This window comes from Streptomyces sp. MA5143a, from assembly GCF_900290235.1.
Taxonomy (GTDB): domain Bacteria; phylum Actinomycetota; class Actinomycetes; order Streptomycetales; family Streptomycetaceae; genus Streptomyces.
Map to the genome: position 1 here is coordinate 19,243 of NZ_OLMK01000047.1, position 20,205 is coordinate 39,447.

Genomic DNA, 20,205 nt, shown 5'->3' on the forward strand with positions numbered 1-20,205 from the left:
GCCAGATGAGCCAGGCGGCACAGAACCTCAACTGGTTGATCACCAACTTCGTGGACAACACCCCCGGGGTGTCCCACACCGTCGTCGTGTCCGCCGACGGTCTCCTCCTGGCGATGTCGGAAGGGTTCCCGCGCGATCGCGCCGACCAGCTCGCCGCCGTCGCCTCCGGGCTCACGTCACTCACGGCCGGGGCGTCCCGGATCTTCGAGGGCGGGAACGTGGCCCAGACGGTCGTGGAGATGGAGCGCGGCTTCCTCTTCCTCATGTCCGTCTCGGACGGCTCGTCCTTGGCCGTCCTGGCCCACCCCGAGTGCGACATCGGCCTCGTCGGCTACGAGATGGCGCTGCTCGTCGACCGTGCGGGCGCGGTGCTCACACCCGACCTGCGCGCCGAACTCCAAGGCAGTCTGCTCCACTGACGCCTGCGGATCCACAGAACTCACCACATCACCGTCCGGCCGCCACAGTCCCCCCACCGGCCCCCGTCAGACGGCACGACTGACCGACTTGCTGTCCCGCTCGGAGGATCAATGACCCCGCCCACCGCTCCTCACGATCCGTACGCAGAGCCGTACGGAGACGAGGGCGACCAGCCGCTGGTTCGGCCGTACGCCATGACCGGTGGCCGGACGCGGCCGCGTTACCAGCTCGCCCTTGAGGCGCTGATCAGCACGACGGCAGACCCCGCGCACCTGATGGGGCTGCTTCCCGAGCACCAGCGGATCTGCCACCTGTGCCACGAGGTCAAGTCGGTGGCCGAGGTGTCGGCCCTGCTGTCCATGCCGCTCGGTGTGGCACGGATCCTCGTCGCGGACCTCGCGGAGGCCGGACTCGTCGCGATCCACCAGCCCGGTGGCGACGAGAACGCCGGTGGCGCGCCGGACGTGACTCTGCTGGAAAGGGTGCTCAGTGGACTTCGCAAGCTCTGAACAGGGTCGGGCCACCACCTCCGCGAAGATCGTGGTGGCCGGTGGCTTCGGCGTCGGCAAGACCACGTTCGTGGGTGCCGTCTCCGAGATCAACCCGCTGCGCACCGAGGCCGTGATGACCTCCGCGTCCGCGGGTATCGACGATCTGACCCACACCGGGGACAAGACCACCACCACGGTGGCCATGGACTTCGGACGTATCACGCTCGACCAGGACCTGATCCTGTACCTGTTCGGCACGCCGGGCCAGGACCGTTTCTGGTTCATGTGGGACGACCTGGTCCGCGGTGCCATCGGCGCCGTGGTCCTGGTGGACACCCGCCGTCTCGCCGACTGCTTCCCCGCGGTCGACTACTTCGAGAACAGCGGGCTGCCGTTCGTCATCGCGCTCAACGGATTCGACGGTCAGCAGCCGTACACCCCGGACGAGGTGCGCGAGGCGCTGCAGATCGGACCCGACACCCCGATCATCACGACCGACGCCCGGCACCGCGCGGACGCCAAGAGTGCGCTGATCACGCTGGTCGAGCACGCCCTCATGGCGCGTCTGCGCTAGCGACACGGCGCCGAAAACACCACACCCGGGCGCAAAATACTGATCAAGTCCACAACTTCATACGGCAGTTGTCGTAGATACACCGATGCCGACTGTGTCGTTTGACACGGTCGGCGTCGGTGTTCATAACGTTTCGACAGAGAAATAGGGTGGTACGACCACGCGTCGCGGTCGATCGGTACCGCTGCGCTCACAATGGCCCCGCTTTTTGCCGGGGCTCGCTCTGTATGACCGTTTTATCTGGGACTTACATCACGCGGAATCGTTGCCTCCCAGTGTTTGGAAGTGCGCAACGTGACGTGCTGGAATGCCTGAACTGCCCAATAGTCAAAGACGTACTAGGGCGTGGAGTCACCCGCGGCACGACGTAGGTGCCGGCGCCGAGAGGTTGTTGGTCGAGTGAGGCGAAGCAAGAAAGGTCCCGAGCCGTCGGCGCGGGGCAACTTCACCCCGCCGCCGCGCGGAGCGGCCCCCGCACAAGTGACCGGACCGGAGCCGACGGCAGCTCCCGCGCCCAGCGGAAGTCGTCTCTCCCCTCGCAACTGGCGGGTACCCACCCGTCTGAACGCGATCCTGCTCATCCCCGTGCTGGTCGGCCTCGTCATGGGCGGCTTCCAGGTCAAGGGATCGATCAACACGTGGCAGGAGGCCCGCGACGCCGAGAAGGTGGCCAAGATCGTGGCCGCCGCCGGCGCGTACGCCGAGGCCCTGCTCAATGAGCGCGACCTCTCCGCCGAGCCGCTGCTCCAGGGCAAGCGGGACAGCGACATCGTCAAGGACGCCCGCGCCTTCACCGACGAGAAGGCCGACGCCTTCCACACCGAGGTCGTGGGGATGCCCGACGGCCAGGGCCTGGAGCGCCGCCTCCGCCTGGTCGAGGAGGCCGAGCCGCAGCTCGACAAGATCCGGCAGACCGCGTTCACCCGCGCCGCCGACCCCGTGCAGACCGAAGAGGGCTACGTCGCCGTCGAGCACCTGCTGATGGAGTTCTCCAACGAGCTCGGCCTCGGCACCGGCAACGTCACCGCCTACGGCCGTTCGGTCTACGCGATCGCCCTCGCCAAGGGCGCCGCCTCGCTGCAGCGCGCGATCGGCATGCACCTGCTGATCCGCCCCAGCGAGGACGAGACGACCTTCCGCCGGCAGGTCACCGCGTTCACCTCGTACGCCTACCTCGAGAACGTCGCCATCCAGGAGTACGTCTCCGGTGGTACCGAGGCGGACGCCGCCCGACTCCAGCAGGTCCTCGAGCAGAAGGAGGAGGAGGGCAAGAAGCAGGTCACCGACGCCGCGGCCGCGGCCAAGGCCAAGGGGCAGAACTTCACCCCGCCGCCCTCCTCCATGCTGAAGATGATCGAGGCGATAGGCAGCGGGCGGAAGCCCGACGAGCTGAAGGCCATCGGCGTCACCCCGGCCACCTGGATGGCCGCCTCCACCCTGAAGTTCGAGGGGTACAGCGAGGTCGAGACCGAGCTGATCAACCGCGCGGTGGACGAGGCCGGCACGATCGCCTCCGACGCCCAGCGCGACGCCTACATCAACGGCGCGATCGTCGTGGTCGCCCTGCTCGCCGCGTTCATCATCGCCGGGATCATGGCCCGCCAGATGAGCCGCTCGATGCGCCAGCTGCGCAACGCCGCCTTCGGCATCGCCGAGCAGCGCCTGCCGATGCTGGTCGACCAGCTCTCGCGCACCGACCCCGGTCGGGTGGACACCCGGGTGGCGCCGATCCCGATCACCACCACGGACGAGATCGGCGAGGTCGCCCGCGCGTTCGACCAGGTCCACCGCGAGGCCGTCCGGCTCGCCGCCGAGCAGGCCCTGCTGCGGGGCAACATCAACGCGATCTTCACCAACCTCTCGCGCCGCAACCAGTCGCTGATCGAGGGCCAGCTGACCCTCATCACCGACCTGGAGAACAACGAGGCCGACCCCGACCAGCTGGAGAACCTCTTCAAGCTGGACCACCTGGCCACCCGTATGCGCCGCAACGGCGAGAACCTCCTGGTCCTCGCCGGCGAGGAACCCGGCCGCCGCTGGGACCAGCCCGTCCCCCTCATCGACGTCCTGCGCGCCGCCTCCTCCGAGGTGGAGCAGTACGAGCGCATCGAACTGTCCGGTGTCCCCGAGGCCGAGATCCACGGCCGCGCCGTCACCGACCTCGTGCACCTGCTGGCCGAGCTGCTGGAGAACGCCACCACGTTCTCCTCCCCGCAGACCAAGGTCCGCGTCACCGCGACCCGTCTCCCCGACGGCCGCGTGATGATCGAGATCCACGACAAGGGCATCGGCCTCACCGCCGAGGACTTCGCGGACATCAACCACAAGCTGGCCAACCCGCCGACCGTGGACGCCGCGATCTCCCAGCGCATGGGCCTGTTCGTGGTCGGCCGCCTCTCCGACCGCCACGGCATCCGCGTCCAGCTCCGCCCCTCCGGCGAGCAGGCGGGCACGACCTCCCTGGTCATGCTCCCGGACGTCATCACCCACGGTGGCGGTGGCGAGCAGCAGCCGCAGGTGGACCAGTTCACGGTCTCCCAGATCATCCCGGAGCAGCACACGTTCCAGCAGCAGCAGAGCGCCCCGATGCGCACCGCTGCGGAGCTGGGCTTCGACGACAGCCGCTACGAGATACCCAACGACATCCGCGAGCTGGACCCGGTGGGCCGCTCCCTGATGCGTGAGGAGCGCCGTGCGGCCCTGGAGGCCCAGACGCACGGTCAGAACCCGGCCATCGAGCCGCCGCGCTACGGCGACGACTTCCAGGCACCCGAGCCGTCCTACGACAACGGCGCGACGGCCTATGTGGACCAGCAGCGGGCCTACGACCAGCAGACGGCGTACGAGGAGCCTCAGCAGCCGTCGTACGACGAGGCGTACTTCGGTCAGGGCGGCGCCGTACAGAACGGCAACGGCCGGCTGCCGGGCGGGAACGACCCGTTCTCCGCGACCGGCGGTTACCCGGAGCCCGCCTATGCGGAGCCCGCGCAGGAGGAGCAGGCCCCGGCGACCCCGGAGACCTACTCGGGCTTCGAAGAGTCGTCCTATCAGGACGACTGGCCGCAGCAGCAGGACTACCAGAGCTCCTACCGCTCCGAGTACGCTCCGGAACCGGAATCTTCGCAGGCCGCTGACGTGAAGGAGCCGGACCGCGTAGGCTTCGACCGTCCGGGATCCACTCCCTCCGCCGGCCACGCGCTGACCGACGCCGGCCTCCCCCGCCGCGGGTCCACCGCGAGCATGGGCGGCACGAGCGCGGGCGCCGTGAACGGACGACAGGATGTGTCCCAGGACCAGCCGACGACCGGGGGGCCGAACGGCGACTGGCGCTCGGCCAACGACGAGCGCTGGCAGCAGGCGTCCCAGTTGAAGAAGCCGAAGGCGGGCGGGGTCACCTCCTCCGGCCTGCCGCGGCGGGTACCCAAGGCCAATCTGGTCGAGGGGGCCGCCACGGCGACCCCGCAGGGAGGTCCACAGATCTCCCGCGCCCCCGAGGACGTCCGGGGCAGGCTGAGCAACCTGCGCCGGGGTGTCCAGCGAGGACGCAACGCAGGCAGTGAAACGAACGGCCAGGGCTTCGGTCCTGACAGCACCTACAACCAGGAGCGTTAGTGTGAGCCCGATGAGCCAGGCGGCACAGAACCTGAACTGGTTGATCACCAACTTCGTGGACAACACCCCCGGGGTGTCCCACACGGTGGTGGTCTCCGCCGACGGACTCCTTCTGGCGATGTCCGAAGGGTTTCCGCGCGACCGAGCCGACCAGCTGGCGGCCGTCGCGTCGGGTCTGACCTCTCTGACCGCGGGTGCCTCCCGCATTTTCGAAGGTGGCAGCGTCAATCAGACGGTTGTGGAGATGGAGCGGGGATTCCTGTTCATCATGTCCATTTCCGACGGTTCCTCGCTCGCCGTTCTCGCACATCCGGAAGCCGACATCGGCCTCATCGGGTACGAGATGGCCCTTCTGGTGGACCGTGCCGGCACGGTCCTGACGCCCGATCTTCGTGCGGAGCTCCAGGGCAGCCTGCTCAACTAACAGTGAGACGGTGCGTTTTGGCGTCCCGGGGCCGTAAGGTTTCGGGACGCGGCTTCCAATGAGCCATGGATGCCAGCACAGTCGGAGGAGGAGAGAACGTGGCAACACCCCCAGGCGGTTCATCGTCGGGCAACTGGTCCTACCCTGGCCAGGGGCCGGGCCAGGGTGACCAGAATCGGTACAACTTCCCCTCCGCACCGAGCCGCCAGCAGCCGTACGCACCGCAGGGCCCCGGCCCTTCGCCGTACGACCAGCCTCCGGCGCCGCGCATCCAGCCGGTACAGCCGCAGCGCCGCGGCCCCGAGCCGTCTCCCGCGGGAGGGGCGAGCAACCCCCTGGTGCGCCCGTACGCCATGACGGGCGGCCGCACCAGGCCGCGCTACCAGCTCGCCATCGAGGCGCTGGTGCACACCACCGCGCAGCCGCACCAGATGCAGGGCCAGCTGCCCGAGCATCAGCGGATCTGCAACCTCTGCCGGGAGATCAAGTCGGTGGCCGAGATCTCGGCCCTGCTGACGATCCCTCTCGGCGTGGCCAGGATCCTCGTCGCCGACTTGGCGGAGGCGGGCCTGGTCGCCATCCATCAGCCCGGCGGCGACGAGAACGCCGGCGGCCAGCCAGACGTGACACTGCTCGAAAGGGTGCTCAGTGGACTTCGCAAGCTCTAGCGGCGGTCCTTCCCGCTCCACCACCTCAGCGAAGATCGTGGTGGCGGGTGGCTTCGGCGTGGGCAAGACCACGTTCGTCGGGGCCGTCTCGGAGATCAACCCGCTGCGTACCGAGGCCGTGATGACGTCCGCTTCCGCGGGCATCGACGACCTCACCCACACCGGAGACAAGACGACGACCACCGTCGCCATGGACTTCGGCCGTATCACCCTGGACCAGGACCTGATCCTGTACCTGTTCGGCACGCCCGGCCAGGACCGTTTCTGGTTCATGTGGGACGACCTGGTCCGTGGCGCCATCGGCGCGATCGTGCTCGTCGACACCCGGCGGCTGGCCGACTGCTTCCCGGCGGTCGACTACTTCGAGAACAGCGGGCTGCCGTTCGTCATCGCCCTGAACGGCTTCGACGGTCAGCAGCCGTACAACCCGGACGAGGTCCGTGAGGCGCTGCAGATCGGGCCCGACACGCCGATCATCACGACCGACGCGCGGCACCGGGCCGACGCGAAGTCGGCGCTGATCACTCTGGTCGAGCATGCGCTGATGGCGCGCCTGCGGTAGGTCTGCGACGCTCAGCCGTACGAAGGGGTCCCTCTTTCGAGAGGGGCCCTTTCGTGTTGCCAGGGTCCCGCCCGTCGCCGTGGGGGTGGATCAGGTCGGGGACCGCGGGCTCGTCGTGCTGGGTCGCGCGGTTCCCCGCGCCCCTTGGTGGTGCTGGGCGGCGGCTGTGAGGATCTCCCTGAGCGAGCCCGTGCCGTGGCGGTTCTCCGTGCTGGAGAGGGCTGCCACCTCCAGCAGGAGGGGACGCAGGTCCACTCCGGCCTCGGCGGCCCGCCGGCTCAGGTCGTGCAGGGTGACCAGCTCGTCCCTCGTGTCGTGGCCGTGGTCCCGGGCGGAGAGGAGGAGCAGTTCGCGGCGGAACGACTCCGGGGTGCGGGCGGGCGGCAGGCTCGTGGCCCAGGTGAAGGAGGCGTAGCGGCGCAGGAGGGCGCGGACGGCGGCGCGGACCGGCTCGTCGCTGTGTTCGTACAGGTCGAGGAGGTCGCAGAGCGCCGTCTCCGCCTGTTCGCGGACGTTCGCCTCGTCGAGGGGGCGCGGCCCTTCTCGTAGCCGCGTCTGCCAGGTGGGGTCGGTGAGGTCCACGGGGCGGTGGGCGATCGGCTTCAGCAGCGCGTCGGCTCGCGCCACGGTCTTCTCCAGCTCGGACGGTACGCCCATGCCCTCTCCCCCTGGCCGTTCGGTCCGGGTCACCTTACGTACGCGAAGGCCCCGGTCGCTCCCCTTGTCGGGGGCGCCGGGGCCTTCGGACGGCTGGGTGCCGTGAGGTCACCGCCAGCTGTGCGGGGCGCGGAAGCCGGGCTCGCGCTCCAGGCGGCGCCAGCCGGCGCGGGCGCGGCCGCGGTGGGCCGGGGTCTCGGCGGGCCTGGCGGCCGCGCGGGCGAGGAGCAGCGCGGTGATCGCGGCCACTTCCTCGGGTTCGGCGTGGCCCTTCTCGACGCGAATATCAGGAAGCTTCATGGAAGTCAGTCTCCGTGGATGAGGTTTCCGCAGGGGTACGGTGAGGGAACCGGCGGATTACTGCGGCGGGTTGCCGTGCTTGCGGGAGGGCAGGTCGGCGTGCTTCGTGTGGAGCATCGCCAGGGAGCGGATGAGCACGGAGCGGGTGTCCGCGGGGTCGATGACGTCGTCCACGAGGCCACGCTCGGCCGCGTAGTACGGGTGCATCAGCTCGGCCTTGTACTCCTTGACCATGCGGACGCGCATCGCCTCGGGGTCCTCGGCGTCGGCGATCTGCCGGCGGAAGATGACGTTGGCGGCACCCTCGGCGCCCATCACCGCGATCTCGTTGGTGGGCCACGCGTAGGTGAGGTCGGCACCGATGGACTGGCTGTCCATGACGATGTACGCACCTCCGTAGGCCTTCCGAAGGATCAGGGAGATCCTCGGCACGGTCGCGTTGCAGTAGGCGTACAGGAGCTTCGCGCCGTGGCGGATGATTCCACCGTGCTCCTGGTCTACACCAGGCAGGAAGCCGGGGACGTCCAGAAGAGTGACGATCGGGATGTTGAAGGCGTCGCACATCTGCACGAAGCGCGCGGCCTTCTCGCTGGCCTCGATGTCGAGGACACCCGCGAGGGTCTGCGGCTGGTTGGCGACGATGCCGACCACCTGGCCGTCGAGCCGGCCGAGGGCGCAGATGATGTTGCGGGCCCAGCGCTCGTGGACCTCCAGGTAGTCGCCGTCGTCGACGATCTCCTCGATGACCTTGGCCATGTCGTAGGGCCGGTTGCCGTCCGCGGGGACCAGGTCGAGGAGGACGTCGCTGCGGCGGTCCACCGGGTCGGTGGCCTCCACACGCGGGGGGTTCTCACGGTTGTTCTGCGGGAGCATCGCCAGGAGGTAGCGCACCTCGGCGATGCAGGTCTCCTCGTCGTCGTACGCGAAGTGCGCGACACCGCTGGTCTCGGCGTGCACGTCCGCGCCGCCGAGGCCGTTCTGGGTGATCTCCTCGCCGGTGACGGCCTTGACGACGTCCGGGCCGGTGATGAACATCTGCGAGGTCTCACGGACCATGAACACGAAGTCGGTCAGGGCGGGGCTGTAGGCCGCGCCGCCCGCGCAGGGGCCGAGCATCACGCTGATCTGCGGGATGACACCGGAGGCCTTGGTGTTGCGCTGGAAGATGCCGCCGTAGCCGGCGAGGGCGGAGACGCCCTCCTGGATACGGGCGCCGGCGCCGTCGTTGAGGGAGACCAGCGGGGCGCCGGCCGCGATGGCCATGTCCATGATCTTGTGGATCTTGGTGGCGTGGGCCTCGCCGAGGGCGCCGCCGAAGATACGGAAGTCATGGGCGTAGACGAAGACCGTGCGGCCCTCCACCGTGCCCCAGCCGGTGACGACACCGTCGGTGTACGGCTTCTTGGCCTCCAGACCGAAGCCCGAGGCCCGGTGCCGACGCAGCTGCTCGACCTCGTTGAAGGAGCCCGGGTCGAGCAGCAGCTCGATGCGCTCCCGGGAGGTCAGCTTGCCCTTGGCGTGCTGCGCCTCGGTCGCCTTCTCGCTCGGGCCGGCGATCGCCTGCGCACGAATCTCGTGCAGTTCGGCCACTCGCCCACGCGCGTCCGTCGGCTCACCCAGCGCCTCATCCAAAACGGTCATGTAGCGACCTTACGAAGCCGAACAAGAAAACCGGGCCGTTGACTCCGTACAGTCTCCGGCGCGTTTTCCTGGTACCCCTGAACAGAACAGTTCCGGCATGCAGCCGACCCGACTGCTCAGGGGGTGTGCGGCTTGTCGGGGTCTCACAAAGGCGGGTGGTCGCCTCAGGCGAGAGTCACCTCACAGGTGTGGGTGGCGCAGGCGGTGCCGGGGCTCACGCGAAGCCGTACGCGGCGCTCCGCCGTCTCCAGCACCTCGACGCCGGCGTCGGTCCGGGCCACCGAGCGGACCGGGCCGTTCCAGGTGATCTCGACCGGCTCGCCGGTGCGCGGCGGTTCGCTCACGCAGAGGGTAGCGGTGCGGCCCCGGCGGCGGACGAGGACGCTCGCGCCGGCCGAGGCGGTGAGCGGTCCGGCCCGGCCGGCCGTCCAGAAGTTCGCCGCCGTCACCCCGAGCGGGGCGACGTGGACCGCCTGGCACGCGCTGTCGTTGGCGAGGACCGACAACCACCGCCGGTCGACGGCACGGGCGGCGACGGCGCTGCGGGACGCCCCGGGCATGAGGACGTAGACGTAGCCCGCGTCGGTGGGGTCGGTGCCGTGGTCCAGCCACAGGGTCTGCCAGCGTCGGGTGCGGCGTTCGGTGGTGCCGCCGGTGTTGATGTCGGACCAGGCGCCGGTGCGGTCCTCGCGGAGGGTGCGCAGGTCCGCCCGGGTGCGGCCGGGCAGGACCCAGCCGCCGTGGCCCGCCAGGTGGGCCCAGCCCGGGCCCTGGACGAAGGGGTGGCGCCCGCCGGCGCTGTCATCGGGGTGGCCCAGGTTGCGGTTGTCGACGACGGTCTCGACCGGGACGCCGTCCGCGCAGCTGATCCCCGCGCCGAGGCAGATGACGCAGTCGTCGACGCAGAACCACGACTTGTGGGCCTGGAGGGTGGAGCCCAGCCCTTTGAGGTGCTGGCCGATCGCCGCGTACGTGCCGTCCGTGGTGCCGCCGACCCACCGTACGGCGGGCTTCGGTGCGCCCCACTCGCCGCCCTCCTTGTCGGCGAGGCGCTTGGTGGAGACGGTCGTGCCGGGGAGCCGGTACCAGTCGACGGTCGGCCAGAACCAGTCGGTGTACTGATCGGATCGGGTGCGGCGCCCCGTGGGCCACCACAGGGTCATCCCGGCTCCGGTGTGCCAGCCGCGTGGGTTCTCGCCGTTGCCGCACTCGTAGTGGGCGATGCGGTCGGAGGCCATGGCGAGGGCGGCCACGAAGCCGGGGCGGCGGTGGACGGCGCGGTCCATGGCGGCGAAGAGGGTGTGCCCGACGGGGTCGGGGGCGGGCGGCACCGGGGACGCCGCGACGGCGTGGAGCCGGGCCAGATCGGCGACGCCGAACTGGGGGGCGGTGAGGAACGGGCTCACCGTATCGCGTTCGATCCACCCCTTGACCCGCCCGTGCCACCGCTCGCGCTCGGCCGCGCCGGCGCCCAGCGCGAGAAGGGTGATCGCCGCGATGAGCGCCCCTCCATGGAAGTGGTCGCCCCGCAGGACGTGCCGGTCGTCGCTCTTGAGGTGTCCGCGGCTGATGGCCCGTCCGTTGACGGTGTCCATGGCCAGGCCGTCATGGATGAGCGGGGCGTACGCCCGTTCGACGCTGTCGAGGACGATCTGCCGGCCCGGGTCGGTGACCTGCCAGGAGGACCCGGCCAGCAGGGCGAACAGCCGGCCCAGTCCATCGAGCATCACCTGCCCGTACGTCCCCGAGTAGGCGACCCAGGTGTGCTGCACGAAGGAGCCGTCGGCGTAGAGCCCGTCCCCCTGGGTGACGTACGGGAAGACCGGTGAGAGTGCGTCCCGGGCGAGAGCGATCTTCCCGGGGGCCCGGCCGAGGATGCCGCGCAGGGCGACGCAGCGGCAGAGGTCGACCCGGTTGGCGCCCGTGGAGGTGCCGGTGTACTCGCGCAGCATCGTGTCGGGGACGAAGTGGTCGACCGCCGCGCAGGCGGCGTCCCGCCGGGCGGGCGTCAGCTCGTCGTGGAGGGCCGCGACGATGTCCGTCAGGAGGCGGGGGCTGCCGATCTGCCACTCCCACCAGTTGCCGTAGCGGGTGGTCGAGGGGTTGTAGACGGTCTCCAAGAGGTGGTCGAGGCCTCGGGTGATGTCCGCGAGAAGGGTGGCGTCGCCGGCCGAGCCGGTGCCCGGCTGGACGTACGCCTGGGTCATCGTCCACAGCCGCGCGTAGCTCTGGGTGATGCCGGCGGGCGGGTCGAACGGGCGGTCGGGCCACAGGGAGCGGGGGGCGGGCGCCATGGTCGTCCGGAAGCCCCGGGCCAGCTCACCGGTCTCCCGGAGGCGGGAGGCGTAGGGCTCGGCGGTGGGGTCGTAGCCGGCGCCCAGCGCGATGGCGAGCCAGCGGTGGCGGAGCGCCTCGAACTCGTCGGCGGAGGAGAGTGCGGCGTGCGCGAGAGTAGGGGTGGGGGCCGCCGCCAGGGTCGCGGCGAGCAGGAACGTACGACGCGTGGGGGCCATGCCCATGCCGTATCACCTCCGGGAACGCGGATCAACGCTGCGTAACCCGGTGATCACCCACTCGACAAGGTTGAAAGTTGAACGGAATAGGCCTACGGTGGGCCTTGTTCAGTTAGTTGAACATTGAACGAGCCACCACCAAGGAGTACGTCATGAGCATCTTCGGCCGCAAGAACGACACCGCCGCCTCCGAGACGGCCGTGGCGACCGCCTCCCCGGTGAACCCCGAGTCGGCCGCGCTGACCGGCGACTACACGATCGACCCGTCCCACACCACGCTCGGCTTCGTCGCCCGGCACGCCATGGTCACCAACGTCAAGGGCGGCTTCCTCGACTTCTCGGGCTCCCTGCACCTCGACGGCACGGACCCGTCCCGCTCGACCGCCTCTCTCGACGTCACGATGGACAGCATCGACACCGGCAACGCCGACCGGGACGGCCACCTCAAGAGCGCGGACTTCTTCAAGACGGACGAGTTCCCGACGATGACCTTCCGCTCGACGTCCGCGGAGGCGCTCGGCGGCGACGACTACCGCATCACCGGCGACCTCTCCATCCTCGGCACCACCAAGCCGCTCACCATCGACCTGGAGTTCAACGGCGCCGCCAAGGACCCCTTCGGCAACGAGCGCGTCGGGTTCGAGGGCAAGGCGGAGATCCTGCGCTCCGAGTGGGGCCTCACCTGGAACGCCGCGCTGGAGACGGGCGGCGTACTGGTCTCCGACAAGATCAAGCTGCGCTTCGACATCTCGGCGATCCGCGACGCCGCGTGACCCGGGCCGCGGGAAGCGGGACGGACCGGCCGGCGACCCACCGAGGACCGGCCGGCCACCTGTCGGGGAGCGGCCGGCCACCTGGCGGGGAGCGGCCCGTCCTCACTCCGGCAGGCCCGACTCCAGCCTCTCCAGTGCCGCCCCCAGCCGGGCGGCACGCGTCCGGGGCGTACGAGCCTTGAGCAGGGCCAGCACGAGGAGATACCGGTCGGTCCTCCCGAGCCGGTCGAACGCCTGTCGGGCCCGAGGTCGGTCCGCGAGGGCCGCTTCCAGATCCTCCGGTACGGCCGCCTCCTTCTGTGACGCGTACGCCGACGCCCAGCGCCCGTCCGCCTTCGCGGCGTCGACCTCCGCGAGACCGCCGGGGCGCATCCGGCCCTCGGCGGTCAGTTCCTCGACCCTGCGCACGTTCACCATCGACCAGTCGCTGCGCGGCCTGCGCGGTGTGATCCGCTGCAGATAGCGGGTCTCGTCGAACCGGCGCCGGTGCCCGGTGATCCAGCCGTGGCAGAGGGCGACGTCATTGACCTCCCCGGCGCCGACGGACGGGATCCCGCTCCCCTTCTTGGCGACCTTCACCCACAGGCCGGGGTGCGGCGCGGGATGGGCGCCCAGCCATGCGTCGAGCCGGTCGGCGTCCTCGAACGCCAGCGCGTCCTCGGGCACGTGGGTTTCGTCGGACGCGGGGGCCCCGGTGCTGTCGTGAGTGACCATAAGGCCACGCTAGACGGCTTGTAGGACAGTTCCTGTCCTAGAGGCGGACACAACGGGAAACCAGGTGGCTGGTTCGAACCTCTTGTGTGAGGGGTTGCGGCGTTCTCATAATCCAGCAACAGAAATTGATTTGAGCATGCCAGCATGCGGCGCTCCCCGGCGCCGTCTGATTTGGCATGCTCTCGTCAAGTCTGGGTTCGGTTGCACGAGTCCCGCATGCTCGACCCCCCACGGAAGGCATCACCTTGAAGCGACTCATCACCGCCCTGAAGAGATGCGCCGCCGTCGGCGCCGCCGCGCTCGCCATCGCCAGCCTCCAGCCGGTCTCGGCGGCCCAGGCCGCCCCGTCACCGGTCGTCGGCGGCACACGCGCGGCGCAGGGCGAGTTCCCGTTCATGGTCCGGTTGTCGATGGGCTGTGGCGGCGCGCTGTACACGCAGCAGATCGTCCTCACCGCCGCGCACTGTGTCGGCGCGACCGGGAACAACACGAGCATCACGGCCACCGCCGGTGTGGTGGACCTCCAGAGCACCAGCGGGCGGGTCCAGGTCCGCTCCACGAAGGTGTACCGCGCCCCCGGCTACAACGGCACCGGCAAGGACTGGGCCCTCATCAAGCTCGCCCAGCCGATCAACCTGCCGACCCTGAAGATCGCCACCAACACCCAGTACAACACCGGTGACTTCACCATCGCCGGCTGGGGAGCGGCCCGCGAGGGCGGCGCCCAGCAGCGCTACATGCTCAAGGCGACGGTCCCGTTCATCAGTGACGCGACCTGCCGCAACTACGGCGGCCTCTACAGCGACCTCGTCGCCGGCGAGGAGATCTGCGCCGGCTTCGCCTCGGGCGGTGTCGACACCTGCCAGGGCGACTCGGGCGGCCCGATGTTCCGCCGCGACAACGCCGGCGCCTGGATCCAGGTCGGCATCGTCAGCTGGGGCGAGGGCTGCGCCCGGCCCAACGCCCCGGGTGTCTACTCCGAGGTCTCGACCTTCGCCTCCCAGATAGCGTCGGCCGCCGCCACGCTCTGACCGGCGTCCCGGCGCCCCCGGCACCACTCCGTACGACGCCCACGGGCCCGGCGCTCGGCGCGCCGGGCCCGTGCCCGTACTCGTCACCCGTCCCTCGTCACTCGTCCGTGCTCAGAAGCCGCCGCCGAAGTCCCCTCCACCGAAGTCGCCGCCCCCTCCGAAGTCGCCGCCGCCGAAGCCGCCGGAGAAGTCGTCCGTGTTGAAGTCGCCGCCGGAGACGTCACCGCCGCCGTAGCCGCCGCCGTAGCCTCCGTCCGCGCCGAAGTCTCCGTAGCCGGCGCCGTAGACGGCCGCGTAGGAGGGGGTGGCCATCATGCTGCCGAGCATCGTGCCGACGAGGAGGCCGGGGAGGATGCCGCCGCCGAAGTAGCCGCCCGCCCAGGGGCCGTAGGCGGGGCCCGCGTCCCAGTAGGGGCGGCGGGTGCCGGAGACCGTCTCCACCTCGCGGACCATGGGCTCCTGGCCGTCCGCCAGCCGGGCCTCGTCCGCCGCGCACACCGGGACCTCGCGGGACGCGCCGCCGAGCGGCGGGGTCCACAGGACGTCGGCGACCGACGGGCCGTGGCGGGGGTCGAAGAAGCAGGGCGCACGGCGTTCGGGCAGCGGACGGCCCTCCCGGCGGGCGGCCAGCAGGGCGAGGGAGAAGCGGCCGTCCTCCAGGGCCTGGGTGACCGCGCGCACGTCCTCGGGGCGGGTGGCCGCCGCCATCAGCGATTTCGCCTGCTCGTAGGCGTCGAGGCCCCGCTCGTAGTCGGCGCGCATCGCGTCGTCCGCGCCCGCCTCGGCGGGGTGGAAGTCCAGCCGGTCGAGTTCCTCGCCGAAGGCGGTGATGTCCTCGTCGACCACCACGCGCAGCTTCTCCAGGGCCGCGCGGCGCTCCGCCTCCTCCCGGCGGCGCCGCCGGCGGACCAGGGCGTACGCGCCGACACCGCCCGCAGCCACCACCGCGCCGGCGGCGGCCAGGGCGCCGACGTCCACACCGGCGCCCCCGCCCCCGCCACCGCTCCAGCTGGACGGGGCCGTGCCGCCCGGGTTGCTGCGCAGGGCGTCGTCCACGAAGTCGTTGAGCTGGGCCTTGGCGTCACCCGCGCCCTGTGCCGCGGCGACCAGGTTGGACACGGTCCGCGGGCTCAGGACGCTCGCGTCGGCCCTCGCGTCGAAGCGGTCGCCGAGGCGGATGGCGTACAGGCCGGTGATGCCGGTCTCCGTGCGGAGGTTGCGGAAGAGGTCCTGGGTGGGGTAGCCGGCCGGGAGGACCGCCACGAAGACCGGCTCGTCCGCGTCGACGATCTTGTCCGCGAGCGTTTCGGCGTCCGACGCGGCGAGCAGACCGGAGGCGGCCGGGTCGACGTAGACGGGGCTCTCACGCAGGGCGGCGGCCACCGTCGAGAGGTCCGTGGCCGCGCGGGCGCCCGGCGCACCGACCGCCAGCACCGCCAGGGCGGCGGCGATGAGCGGCACGATCAGGAGACGGGTCAGAGGCCGGACCGGTGCGCCCTTCATACCTTCGAAGCTACCTCGGTCACCGACAAAACGGACGATCGGACCGCCCGGAACCGGAACCGGGAGGCGGCTCCGGCCGCGGCGCCGGGCGCCGTGTCGCCGACAGGGATTCCGCCGGCGTGGGACGGACACAGGCCGCGCCCCGGCCCCGCCTGCGCGCGGAACGGACGAGGCCGCGCCCCGTTCCCCGGCGCGCGGCCCATCGGCCTGGCCGGTGGTCACTCCGCGGGTTCGACCCCGGCCCGGAGCAGGCCGTACGTGTAGGCGTCCTCCAGGGCCTGCCAGGAGGCGGCGATGACGTTCTCGGCGACGCCCACCGTGGACCACTCGCCGGCGCCGTCGGTGGTGGAGATCAGTACGCGGGTCGTGGAGTTGGTGCCGTGCTTGCCCTCCAGGATGCGGACCTTGTAGTCGACCAGCTCCATCTTGGCGAGCTGGGGGTAGATCCGCTCCAGGGCGACGCGCAGGGCGCGGTCGAGGGCGTTGACCGGGCCGTTGCCCTCGGCGGTGGCGACGATGCGCTCGCTCTTGGCCCACAGTTTGACGGTGGCCTCGTTGGCGTGGCTGCCGTCGGGGCGGTCCTCGACGATCGCGCGCCAGGACTCGGTGCTGAAGTAGCGCAGCGGCTTGCCGGCCACCTCCTCGCGCAGCAGCAGCTCGAACGACGCGTCCGCCGCCTCGTAGGTGTAGCCCTTGAGTTCGCGCTCCTTGACCCGCTCGACGACCCGGCCGATCAGCTCCCGGTCGCCGCCGAGGTCGACGCCCAGCTCCTTGCCCTTGAGCTCGATGGAGGCGCGGCCCGCCATGTCGGAGACCAGCATCCGCATGGTGTTGCCGACCTGCTCGGGGTCGATGTGCTGGTACAGGTCGGGGTCGACCTTGATGGCGGAGGCGTGCAGGCCCGCCTTGTGCGCGAAGGCGGAGACACCCACGTACGGCTGATGCGTGGAGGGCGTCAGGTTGACGACCTCGGCGATCGCGTGGGAGATGCGGGTCATCTCGCGCAGGGCGCCGTCGGGGAGGACCTTCTTGCCGTACTTCAGCTCCAGGGCCGCGACGACCGGGAAGAGGTTGGAGTTGCCGACGCGTTCGCCGTAGCCGTTGGCCGTGCACTGGACGTGGGTGGCGCCCGCGTCGACGGCGGAGAGGGTGTTGGCGACCGCGCAACCGGTGTCGTCCTGGGCGTGGATGCCGAGCCGGGCGCCGGTGTCGGCGAGGACGGTGGAGACGACGGCCTGGACCTGGGCGGGGAGCATCCCGCCGTTGGTGTCGCAGAGGATCACGACGTCGGCGCCGGCGTCGGCGGCGGCGCGGACGACGGACTTGGCGTACTCGGGGTTGGCGCGGTAGCCGTCGAAGAAGTGCTCGCAGTCGACGAAGACCCGGCGGCCCTGCTCCCGGAGGTGGGAGACGGTGTCGCGGACCATCTCCAGGTTCTCCTCCAGGGTGGTGCGCAGCGCCAGCTCCACATGGCGGTCGTGGGACTTGGCGACGAGGGTGATCACCGGGGCGCCGGAGTCGAGGAGCGCCTTGACCTGCGGGTCCTCGCTCGCTCTGCCACCGGCGCGGCGGGTGGCGCCGAAGGCGACGAGCTGGGCGTGCTTGAAGTCGATCTCCTTCAGGGCGCGGGCGAAGAACTCGGTGTCCCTCGGGTTGGCGCCCGGCCAGCCGCCCTCGATGAAGCCCACTCCGAAGTCGTCCAGGTGCCGAGCGATGGCCAGCTTGTCGGCGACGGTGAGGTTGATGCCCTCACGCTGGGCGCCGTCTCGCAGGGTGGTGTCGAAGACGTGGAACGAGTCGTCGAGCTCGCTGGTTTCCGTCATGGTGTTCGGCTCCTGATGTCGGATCTCGGTCTGTACCGGAATGACCGGCTCCACCGTCCTCCCATCATCCCGCGCGCTGCGTTCCCGGCTGGGGGTGGGCCAGAAAAGCGAAAAACCTCTCGCGGGTGCGAGAGGTCTGCGCGCGGGTCGAGGACGACGGTGTCCGCCCGTACGTGGTCGTACGTGGCGGTCACTGCGGACCGGCGCGCCTGCTGCCAATAATCATGGCGAACGAGAGCACGGGGGCAGTCTGGCACAGACCGTCCCGGCGCTCACCGTCCGTCTCAGGATGCGAACAGCGCGCTGTGCGCGGGCGCGCGCCGCGCTCACCCCAGGGACTCGTCCAGGAACTCCCTTACGTGGGACAGGATCCGGTCGCGGTCGGCCCCGCGCAGCCCGATGGCCACGTTGATGGAGAAGCCGTCGAGCAGGGCGCGCAGCCGGGTGGCGAACCGGTCGGGGTCGACGGTGCGGAACTCGCCGCGCGACATGCCCTCGGCGAGCAGCGCCACCAGGTCGCGGTGCCAGGCGCCCTCGATGGCGGCCTGCCGGTCGCGGGCCTCGTCGTCGGCGTTCTGCGAGCGGTTCCAGACCTCCAGCCAGAGCGTCCAGTGGGGGTCGCGGTGGCCGTCGGGCACGTACAGGTCGACGTAGGCGTCCAGGCGTTCGCGGGCCGGGGCGGTCCGGGTGAGGAGCCGGGCGCGCTCGGCGCCGAGCCGTCCCTCGCTCCACTCCAGGGTCCGCAGCAGCAGCTCGTCCTTGGAATGGAAGTAGTAGAGGAGATGACCGCTGCTCATGCCGACCTCGCGGCCGAGCGCCGCCATGGTGAGCTTCTCCAGACCCCGCTCGGCGATCATGGCCATGGCGGCGCCGAGGACCTCCTCGCGGGGCGGGGCTGTGTTGCGGCGGCGGGTCATGGGGCGGCCACGCGGACGGCGTCGGGCAGGAAGTGGGTCTCGTAGGGGCCGGTGCAGCCGGCGAACAGCGTCGCGACGACCGCGCCGCACCCTCCGCACAGCTCGTTGGGCCCCGCGCGTCCCACCTCGCAGCATCCGAACTCCTGCACGGCCGGGTCGGGGGACAGGTACCACCGGGTGTCCTCGGGGTGCACGACCAGGGTGTCGCGCGGCCCTGCGGACACCAGGCATCCCGGCCCGTCGGGGTCCAGCCGCACGGTGTTGCCGGGACGGGCGACGTCCATCCACTCGGGATCGGGGTGCGGAACGTACGGTGCCCCGCACGGCAGCGGATCCACCGCGTATGTCCCGCGCGGCATCGTCGACGGGACGTCCCGCGAGCCGTCGGCGTTCTTCTGCCCGGTGTACCGCGGACATTCGGGCACGTCGGGCACCAGACGCAGCGGCTCCGTGAGGGGCCGGTCGCAGGCGGCGCAGCGCAGGACGCGCACGGGTGCGCTCGGTGGTGTGGTCATCCGTACGTTTCTACCGGACGTCGGCCCGGGGCTGCTGCTGGGTGATGCAGTGGATGCCGCCCCCGCCGGCGAAGATGGTGCGGGCGTCGACCAGGGTGACCATGCGGTCGGGGAACAGCCGGCGGAAGATCGCGGCGGCTTCCTCGTCGCGGGGGTCGTCGAAGGCGCACAGGACGACTCCTCCGTTGCACAGGTAGTGGTTGATGTAGGAGTGGTCGGCCCAGCGGCCGTCGGCCTCCAGCTCGGTCGGCGCGGGGACCTCGACGACCTCCAGGGGCCGGCCGTGCGCGTCGGTCCGGGCCCGCAGCAGTCCGATGATCTCCTCGGTGATCTCGTGGTCGGGGTGGGCGGGGTCGGGCTGGGAGTGGGCGACGACCACGCCGGGGCGGGCGAACGCGGCGACGATGTCGACATGGCCCAGGGTGCCGAAGCCACCGGGCGGGTAGTCGCCGGTGAGGCCGCGCGGCAGCCAGATCGCCTTGCGGGTGCCGAGCTGGGCGTGGATCTCCGCCTCGACCTCGTCGCGGGTCCAGCCGGGGTTGCGTTCGGGCCCGAGCTGCACGGTCTCGGTGAGCAGGACGGTGCCCTCGCCGTCGACGTGGATCGCGCCTCCCTCGTTGACGAGGGTCGAGGCGTACGTCCGTGCCCCGGCGAGGTCCGCCACGGACGCGGCGATCCTCGCGTCGTGCTCCCAGCGGGCCCAGGGCTGCGCGCCCCAGCCGTTGAACCGCCAGTCCACGGCGGCCAGCCGGCCCCGGTCGTCGGTGAGGAAGGTGGGGCCGATGTCGCGCATCCAGGCGTCGTCCAGGTCGCGTTCGACGGTGTCGATGCCGGGGCCGAGGAGGGCGGTGGCCTCGGCGGCCTGTCCCGGTCCGCACACCACGGTCACCGGTTCGAAGCGGCGGACTGCGTGGGCGACGGACGCCCAGGCGGCGCGGGCGGCGGCGACGTCGTCGGGGCCGTCGAAGGTGGGGTTGGGACCGGGCCACGCCATCCAGGTGCGCTCGTGCGGGGCCCATTCGGCGGGCATGCGGAAGCCGTCGGCGGCAGCGGACATCGGGGGGCCT

At 70.9% G+C, this 20,205-nt stretch carries 19 protein-coding genes; 9 read left to right on the top strand and 10 right to left on the bottom strand.

Going from position 1 to position 20,205, the window contains the following annotated elements:
• Window positions 1-5 precede the first annotated feature (5 nt).
• The 7 genes from SMA5143A_RS21975 to SMA5143A_RS22005 all read left to right on the top strand — a co-directional run bounded on the left by SMA5143A_RS21975 (window position 6) and on the right by SMA5143A_RS22005 (window position 6,751).
• A complete protein-coding gene (locus SMA5143A_RS21975; RefSeq protein ID WP_003973453.1) occupies window positions 6-419 on the top strand; it encodes a roadblock/LC7 domain-containing protein in 414 nt (137 codons plus the stop codon).
• Between the two features lie 111 nt (window positions 420-530).
• Window positions 531-929 (top strand): DUF742 domain-containing protein, encoded by a 399-nt coding sequence (locus SMA5143A_RS21980; protein ID WP_009314205.1) that lies wholly within the window; start codon window positions 531-533, stop codon window positions 927-929.
• Entirely contained in the window at window positions 910-1,485 is a 576-nt protein-coding gene (locus SMA5143A_RS21985; protein WP_055714096.1) for a GTP-binding protein, read from the top strand. Before SMA5143A_RS21980 ends, SMA5143A_RS21985 begins: the two co-directional genes overlap by 20 nt.
• A gap of 399 nt (window positions 1,486-1,884) precedes the next feature.
• The gene (locus SMA5143A_RS21990) at window positions 1,885-5,097 is read left to right on the top strand and encodes a sensor histidine kinase (protein ID WP_181361964.1); all 3,213 of its coding nucleotides are present in this window, start codon (window positions 1,885-1,887) and stop codon (window positions 5,095-5,097) included.
• Window positions 5,098-5,107: 10 nt separating this feature from the next.
• Window positions 5,108-5,521, top strand: a complete 414-nt coding sequence (locus SMA5143A_RS21995; protein ID WP_004983065.1) for a roadblock/LC7 domain-containing protein — start codon at window positions 5,108-5,110, stop codon at window positions 5,519-5,521.
• 98 nt (window positions 5,522-5,619) lie between these two features.
• On the top strand, window positions 5,620-6,189 hold the full coding sequence (locus SMA5143A_RS22000; RefSeq protein ID WP_107464599.1) for a DUF742 domain-containing protein: 570 nt from the start codon (window positions 5,620-5,622) through the stop codon (window positions 6,187-6,189).
• On the top strand, window positions 6,170-6,751 hold the full coding sequence (locus SMA5143A_RS22005; protein ID WP_009314218.1) for a GTP-binding protein: 582 nt from the start codon (window positions 6,170-6,172) through the stop codon (window positions 6,749-6,751). The genes SMA5143A_RS22000 and SMA5143A_RS22005 overlap by 20 nt, the downstream gene beginning before the upstream one ends.
• A gap of 90 nt (window positions 6,752-6,841) precedes the next feature.
• Here SMA5143A_RS22005 and SMA5143A_RS22010 read toward each other — a convergent pair whose 3' ends face one another.
• The 4 genes from SMA5143A_RS22010 to SMA5143A_RS22025 all read right to left on the bottom strand — a co-directional run bounded on the left by SMA5143A_RS22010 (window position 6,842) and on the right by SMA5143A_RS22025 (window position 11,868).
• A complete protein-coding gene (locus tag SMA5143A_RS22010) occupies window positions 6,842-7,408 on the bottom strand; it encodes a hypothetical protein (RefSeq protein ID WP_107464600.1) in 567 nt (188 codons plus the stop codon).
• A gap of 108 nt (window positions 7,409-7,516) precedes the next feature.
• Entirely contained in the window at window positions 7,517-7,708 is a 192-nt protein-coding gene (locus SMA5143A_RS22015) for an acyl-CoA carboxylase epsilon subunit (RefSeq protein WP_055713145.1), read from the bottom strand.
• A 57-nt stretch (window positions 7,709-7,765) separates the two neighbouring features.
• On the bottom strand, window positions 7,766-9,349 hold the full coding sequence (locus SMA5143A_RS22020) for an acyl-CoA carboxylase subunit beta (protein ID WP_099970769.1): 1,584 nt from the start codon (window positions 9,347-9,349) through the stop codon (window positions 7,766-7,768).
• 164 nt (window positions 9,350-9,513) lie between these two features.
• On the bottom strand, window positions 9,514-11,868 hold the full coding sequence (locus SMA5143A_RS22025) for a polysaccharide lyase 8 family protein (protein ID WP_107464601.1): 2,355 nt from the start codon (window positions 11,866-11,868) through the stop codon (window positions 9,514-9,516).
• A 146-nt stretch (window positions 11,869-12,014) separates the two neighbouring features.
• On the opposite strand from SMA5143A_RS22025, the gene SMA5143A_RS22030 reads away from it, so the two are divergent.
• Entirely contained in the window at window positions 12,015-12,635 is a 621-nt protein-coding gene (locus tag SMA5143A_RS22030) for a YceI family protein (RefSeq protein WP_107464602.1), read from the top strand.
• A 102-nt stretch (window positions 12,636-12,737) separates the two neighbouring features.
• Here the strand turns inward: SMA5143A_RS22030 and SMA5143A_RS22035 are convergent, their stop codons facing one another.
• On the bottom strand, window positions 12,738-13,349 hold the full coding sequence (locus SMA5143A_RS22035) for a YdeI/OmpD-associated family protein (RefSeq protein WP_107464603.1): 612 nt from the start codon (window positions 13,347-13,349) through the stop codon (window positions 12,738-12,740).
• Between the two features lie 245 nt (window positions 13,350-13,594).
• Here SMA5143A_RS22035 and SMA5143A_RS22040 point away from each other — a divergent pair, with 245 nt between their 5' ends.
• Window positions 13,595-14,380, top strand: a complete 786-nt coding sequence (locus SMA5143A_RS22040; protein WP_107464604.1) for a S1 family peptidase — start codon at window positions 13,595-13,597, stop codon at window positions 14,378-14,380.
• 111 nt (window positions 14,381-14,491) lie between these two features.
• On the opposite strand, the gene SMA5143A_RS22045 is transcribed toward SMA5143A_RS22040, so the two are convergent.
• The 5 genes from SMA5143A_RS22045 to SMA5143A_RS22070 form a co-directional block, all read right to left on the bottom strand.
• A complete protein-coding gene (locus SMA5143A_RS22045; RefSeq protein WP_107464605.1) occupies window positions 14,492-15,883 on the bottom strand; it encodes a hypothetical protein in 1,392 nt (463 codons plus the stop codon).
• Window positions 15,884-16,101: 218 nt separating this feature from the next.
• Window positions 16,102-17,706, bottom strand: coding sequence for a citramalate synthase (cimA, locus tag SMA5143A_RS22050; RefSeq protein WP_107464606.1), 1,605 nt, complete (start codon window positions 17,704-17,706; stop codon window positions 16,102-16,104).
• A gap of 326 nt (window positions 17,707-18,032) precedes the next feature.
• A complete protein-coding gene (locus tag SMA5143A_RS22060) occupies window positions 18,033-18,623 on the bottom strand; it encodes a TetR/AcrR family transcriptional regulator (protein ID WP_055541927.1) in 591 nt (196 codons plus the stop codon).
• Window positions 18,620-19,138: a hypothetical protein gene (locus tag SMA5143A_RS22065; RefSeq protein ID WP_258193666.1), complete on the bottom strand. Its 519-nt coding sequence runs from the start codon at window positions 19,136-19,138 to the stop codon at window positions 18,620-18,622. Before SMA5143A_RS22065 ends, SMA5143A_RS22060 begins: the two co-directional genes overlap by 4 nt.
• 10 nt (window positions 19,139-19,148) lie before the next feature.
• Window positions 19,149-20,195, bottom strand: a complete 1,047-nt coding sequence (locus tag SMA5143A_RS22070; protein ID WP_107464608.1) for an agmatine deiminase family protein — start codon at window positions 20,193-20,195, stop codon at window positions 19,149-19,151.
• Window positions 20,196-20,205: the final 10 nt, after the last annotated feature.

Coding starts and splice junctions, on each gene's coding strand:
- SMA5143A_RS21975 (WP_003973453.1), top strand. CDS start 6: ATGAGCCAGGCGGCACAGAACCTCAACTGGTTGATCACCAACTTCGTG.
- SMA5143A_RS21980 (WP_009314205.1), top strand. CDS start 531: ATGACCCCGCCCACCGCTCCTCACGATCCGTACGCAGAGCCGTACGGA.
- SMA5143A_RS21995 (WP_004983065.1), top strand. CDS start 5,108: ATGAGCCAGGCGGCACAGAACCTGAACTGGTTGATCACCAACTTCGTG.
- SMA5143A_RS22010 (WP_107464600.1), bottom strand. CDS start 7,408: ATGGGCGTACCGTCCGAGCTGGAGAAGACCGTGGCGCGAGCCGACGCG.
- SMA5143A_RS22015 (WP_055713145.1), bottom strand. CDS start 7,708: ATGAAGCTTCCTGATATTCGCGTCGAGAAGGGCCACGCCGAACCCGAG.
- SMA5143A_RS22020 (WP_099970769.1), bottom strand. CDS start 9,349: ATGACCGTTTTGGATGAGGCGCTGGGTGAGCCGACGGACGCGCGTGGG.
- SMA5143A_RS22025 (WP_107464601.1), bottom strand. CDS start 11,868: ATGGGCATGGCCCCCACGCGTCGTACGTTCCTGCTCGCCGCGACCCTG.
- SMA5143A_RS22030 (WP_107464602.1), top strand. CDS start 12,015: ATGAGCATCTTCGGCCGCAAGAACGACACCGCCGCCTCCGAGACGGCC.
- SMA5143A_RS22035 (WP_107464603.1), bottom strand. CDS start 13,349: ATGGTCACTCACGACAGCACCGGGGCCCCCGCGTCCGACGAAACCCAC.
- SMA5143A_RS22045 (WP_107464605.1), bottom strand. CDS start 15,883: ATGAAGGGCGCACCGGTCCGGCCTCTGACCCGTCTCCTGATCGTGCCG.
- cimA (WP_107464606.1), bottom strand. CDS start 17,706: ATGACGGAAACCAGCGAGCTCGACGACTCGTTCCACGTCTTCGACACC.
- SMA5143A_RS22060 (WP_055541927.1), bottom strand. CDS start 18,623: ATGACCCGCCGCCGCAACACAGCCCCGCCCCGCGAGGAGGTCCTCGGC.
- SMA5143A_RS22065 (WP_258193666.1), bottom strand. CDS start 19,138: ATGACCACACCACCGAGCGCACCCGTGCGCGTCCTGCGCTGCGCCGCC.
- SMA5143A_RS22070 (WP_107464608.1), bottom strand. CDS start 20,195: ATGTCCGCTGCCGCCGACGGCTTCCGCATGCCCGCCGAATGGGCCCCG.